The organism is Leisingera sp. F5, from assembly GCF_001593695.1.
The window spans coordinates 1-1683 of sequence record NZ_LUKH01000780.1; the positions used below are offsets into that span (position 1 = coordinate 1).

Annotated in this window: 2 protein-coding genes; both read left to right on the forward strand. The window is 59.1% G+C overall.

Features of this window, described 5'->3' with window-relative positions; translation table 11 throughout:
- A partial coding sequence (locus tag A2I95_RS35890; RefSeq protein WP_291737304.1) for a helicase-related protein occupies nt 1-1105 on the forward strand: 1105 nt, incomplete at its 5' end.
- 96 nt (nt 1106-1201) lie between these two features.
- Entirely contained in the window at nt 1202-1555 is a 354-nt protein-coding gene (locus A2I95_RS35895) for a Fic family protein (RefSeq protein ID WP_291737305.1), read from the forward strand.
- Nucleotides 1556-1683 lie beyond the last annotated feature (128 nt).

Below are 1683 nucleotides of genomic sequence, written 5' to 3' on the forward strand. Positions count from 1 at the left end.
CCATGTCTCCGTCCCCCAGATCGGCGGCATGTACAAGGGCGACCACCGGCGCAAGTTCACCCTCGCCGAACACGGCTTCCGCTTGCCGTCGTGCATGGACAACCGCCCCCTGAAGTTCGAGGAATGGGACGCCATGCGCCCGCAGTCGGTCTTTGTCTCCGCCACCCCTTCAAAATGGGAGCTGGAGCAATCCAGCGGCGTCTTTGCCGAACAGGTGATCCGCCCCACCGGCCTGCTGGACCCGCGGGTCGAAATCCGCCCGGTCGACATGCAGGTCGACGACCTCCTGGACGAGGTGCGCCGCGTCACCGCCAACGGCTTCCGCACCCTGGTCACCACGCTGACCAAACGCATGGCCGAGGACCTCACCGAATACCTGCACGAACAGGGCATCAAGGTCCGCTACATGCATTCCGACATCGACACGCTGGAACGGATCGAGATCCTGCGCGACCTGCGGCTTGGCGCCTTTGACGTGCTGATCGGCATCAACCTCCTGCGCGAAGGCCTCGACATTCCGGAATGCGGGCTGGTCGCCATTCTCGACGCCGATAAGGAAGGCTTCCTGCGCTCGGAAACCTCGCTGATCCAGACCATCGGCCGCGCTGCCCGCAACGCCGAAGGCCGCGTCATCATGTATGCCGACCGCGTCACCGGCTCGATGGAGCGCGCCCTGGGCGAAACCGACCGCCGCCGCGAAAAGCAGATCGCCTATAACCTGGAGCACGGCATCACCCCGGAAACGGTCAAGAAAAACGTCGAGGACGTGCTTGCCGGCCTCTACGAGGGCGATGTCGACATGAACCGTGTCACCGCCCAGATCGGCAAGCCGATGCACGGCGCCAATCTGGAGGCGCATCTGGCGGGCCTGCGCGACGAGATGCGCAAGGCGGCGGAGAACCTGGAATTCGAAGAAGCCGCACGTCTCCGCGACGAGGTCAAACGGCTGGAGGCGGTGGATCTCGCCATCTCCGACGACCCGCTAGCGCGGCAATCGGCGGTGGAGGCGGCGTCTGATGCAGCGGTGAAATCCCGCGGACGGTCAACCGCGGGCAAGGCCGGGACGCGGGCGTACCGGGGCAAGTCGCAGAAGAAGTTTTCGTAGCCAAAAGAATACTCTCTTTCACGCATCACTAGCGGCTAATGACATTCAAAGCGGAAGGCTCCCTATTTGCACGCCCACAAGTAAGAGGTGAAAAAGTTGCTGGACTTTAAGACTGAACTTCTACCCGATCTTCACTACCCCTATGATCGATCAATCGAAGAGGTGTCAGACTTTGAAACCAGCCTAAATGCGGGTGATCTGTGGGCTACAGATGTGCTTAAGGCTCACTTCTCTATTGTCGACTATTTTCTGAGGCAAGGTGAAGGTGAAGGCGTTGGAGGGTTTGGTCCGAAAAATACAGGTTTGCTTATCTCTGCGCTGAGCAGACAGTTTGTGGGATTCGGAGCGGACAAAAAATGGAATACGGTTCCAGAAAAAGCTGCGACGCTTATGTTTGGGTCTATTCAGAACCACCCGTTCCATGACGCAAATAAACCACAGCTTACCTAAGTAAAGTTCACCATCTGTAGGCGTTGTTGCAGAACTCTGAGTGCTAAGGATTCACATCACGAATCCATGCGGTTAGACGGGGCAGATGAGCAAGCCCACACCAGCCCGCTACCGTACGACGAATTGGT